The organism is Clostridium celatum DSM 1785, assembly GCF_000320405.1.
GTDB classification, from domain to species: Bacteria; Bacillota; Clostridia; order Clostridiales; family Clostridiaceae; genus Clostridium; species Clostridium celatum.
The window spans coordinates 1-2,487 of the sequence record NZ_KB291651.1 but is presented as its reverse complement, the minus strand read 5'-3'; the positions used below and the strand labels follow the sequence as shown (position 1 = coordinate 2,487).

Here is a 2,487-nt window from a genome sequence, read left to right as displayed (position 1 = left end):
TTTGTTTTTTACACAAATCTATCTACTCTCCCCGTTATCCATAGTGGCGGCATACATAGCAGTGGTAGCTACTAATTAACTGTTATATTTTTTTGATTTGTTTAACAAAATATAAATTTCAATCAATACCAAAATAGTGATAGCAATCCTTATTTATAAGATAAATTATTTCTGATCGATCACGGACTGGATTTGTTTCATCAGCTGATCGTAGTTTGACTGATCATCGATTCCACCCATCAGAGGCTTACCAACGATATTTCCGTCTTTATCTACAAGAACTGTTGTAGGGAATGCCATGATGTTTCCGGCATATTTTCCAACTGTTGAATCAGAATCGAAAGTCAGGTTCTTGTAGGAAGCCCCCTGTGCTTTCATGATTTCCTTCGCTTCTTTGATACCATCTTGATTGTCATCTAATGTGTCTGTATTGATACCGACAACTTCACCGCCCATTTCCTTAAGTGTCTCGTTTAACTCATTCAGCTTAGAGAGCTCTCCGACGCAAGGTTTACATCCGCTGAACCAGAAGTTTACAACTGTGACTTTATTATTAGCGAAAAGACTATCATCTACGGCATTTCCATCCAGATCTTTCCCTTTGAAATCATGGAACACGTCTGTGGATTCATCAGTTTTTGAGGAAGCACTATCTGAGGATTTAGAGGCAGAAATCTTTTTCTCAAGCTTTGCAATCTCTTTTTCGATACCGCGGATTGTTTCAATGTCTTTGCTTAGGGTATCATACTCTTCTTCTGAGAAAGAATCTTTGTTTGAGTCTACTGCACTTGCAAGGGAGTCCGCATAGTTTTCAGTCATAGAATCTTCAGAAGTGTTCTTGCTCATAAAGCCAAATGCTTTGTCCCAGGCTTCTTTGTGATCAGCAAAGAGCTGATTCTCCTGCTGGTAAAGATCATTCAGTTTTTCGTTCAGTTCATCTGTACTGCCAGCGTCTGCTGTAGAAGTGGATTCCTGTTTCTTGTTGTCAGTTGATGAAGAATTAGAAGAACTTCCACAACCTGTGAATGCAAAAAGCACGGAAATGGCAAGTGATGCAGCAATTACCTTTTTTAATTTCATTGAGTTTATTTTGAGTGTTTTGTTTTTCATGATTTTAAATCTCCTTTTAATGGTTTTATTTTATTTACTGTCAGTCTGTTTCTTATTTGAAAATCCGTAATGATAGCAGAGCGCATCAGTCGGACAGGCTTTCATACATTCTCCGCAACGGATACACTCCGGATGATTAGGTGTGTCTACCACATTGACATCCATTTTGCAGACACGACTACATTTCTGGCAGCCTACGCATTTCTCATGATCCACTTGGATCTTAAGAAATGATACTCTGTTGAACAGAGAATAAATGGCCCCAAGAGGGCAGATCCATTTACAGAATGGACGGTAAAACAGGATACTCAGGACAATGAAAAGCACAAGGATCGTGAATTTAAATGTAAAAAGATGTCCGAGTGCAGAACGGATTCCTGAGTTGGCAAGTGACAGTGGAATCGCACCTTCGAGTACACCCTGTGGGCAAATGTATTTACAGAAGAAAGGATCTCCCATACCAAGTGAATTGGTCACAAATGCCGGAAGCAGGATCACAAAGACGAGCAGGATCACGTATTTTAGATATTGCAGAGGTTTCAGTTTTGTGGTGGAAAATTTCTTGCCTGGAATCTTATGCAGCAGATCCTGAAACCATCCAAATGGACAGAGGAAACCGCAGATAAATCGTCCTAACAGCACTCCTAACAGGATAAAAAATCCGGTGATGTAGTAGGTGAACTTGAATTTTGAAGAACCGACTACAGCCTGGAAAGCTCCGATCGGACATGCGCCTGTGGCAGCAGGACAGGAGTAGCAGTTCAGCCCCGGTACACACAGTGTCTTTACATTTCCTTGATAGATTTTCCCTTTAAATAGATTCGGGATGTGAATGTTGGTCAGCAGCGTTGCAGCTGCCTGAATCCATCCGCGGAAGCGGACTAGAAAGTTTTTGTTTGATTTTATTTTCTTATCCAATTCCGACACACTCCATACATAATTTTATTGCCTTACTAAGTACAACAGCAGCTTCTCCGCGGAAGATTCCGCCAAGGAAAAGTACAAGACCGGCTGAAAGTAAAAGAATCTGTGTTGCTTTTTCAGCTCTCATTAAAATACTCCTTTCAATGTTGTTTCAATGTTGTTTCAATGTTCAAAGTCAGTTTATTGACCTTTCGATATTTGCATTATACAATAGGGGGTGTAAAATTCTTGTTAAGAAAATGGAGAAAAATAAATTGAGATTATTAGTTGTTGAAGATGAAAAGAAATTGTGTGGTATAATTGCGAAAAGTCTGCACCAGGCTGGGTATGAGGTAGACGTGTGCAATGACGGAGAGGAAGCATTGCACATGATCTATGCGGAAATGTATGATCTGATCGTGCTGGATCTTAACTTGCCGGGGATTGGTGTTAGTATAAAGTAGTGGACACATT

At 40.0% G+C, this 2,487-nt stretch carries 4 protein-coding genes; 1 reads left to right on the top strand and 3 read right to left on the bottom strand.

Translation table 11 applies throughout. The features are described 5' to 3' along the window. Positions 1 to 165: 165 nt before the first annotated feature. Genes HMPREF0216_RS10440 through HMPREF0216_RS10430 form a run of 3 tightly spaced genes read right to left on the bottom strand, consistent with a single transcriptional unit; the run spans position 166 to position 2,161 of the window. Positions 166 to 1,110 (bottom strand): TlpA disulfide reductase family protein, encoded by a 945-nt coding sequence (locus tag HMPREF0216_RS10440; protein ID WP_005214036.1) that lies wholly within the window; start codon positions 1,108 to 1,110, stop codon positions 166 to 168. Between the two features lie 30 nt (positions 1,111 to 1,140). Next, positions 1,141 to 2,028, bottom strand: coding sequence for a 4Fe-4S binding protein (locus tag HMPREF0216_RS10435; RefSeq protein WP_005214035.1), 888 nt, complete (start codon positions 2,026 to 2,028; stop codon positions 1,141 to 1,143). Further along, complete coding sequence (locus tag HMPREF0216_RS10430; RefSeq protein ID WP_005214034.1) at positions 2,021 to 2,161, bottom strand: CD1871A family CXXC motif-containing protein; 141 nt, start codon at positions 2,159 to 2,161, stop codon at positions 2,021 to 2,023. Before HMPREF0216_RS10430 ends, HMPREF0216_RS10435 begins: the two co-directional genes overlap by 8 nt. Before the next feature lie 127 nt (positions 2,162 to 2,288). On the opposite strand from HMPREF0216_RS10430, the gene HMPREF0216_RS10425 reads away from it, so the two are divergent. Next, positions 2,289 to 2,477 carry a response regulator gene (locus HMPREF0216_RS10425; RefSeq protein WP_341349487.1) on the top strand — a complete coding sequence of 63 codons (189 nt, stop codon included), beginning with the start codon at positions 2,289 to 2,291 and terminating at the stop codon, positions 2,475 to 2,477. Positions 2,478 to 2,487 lie beyond the last annotated feature (10 nt).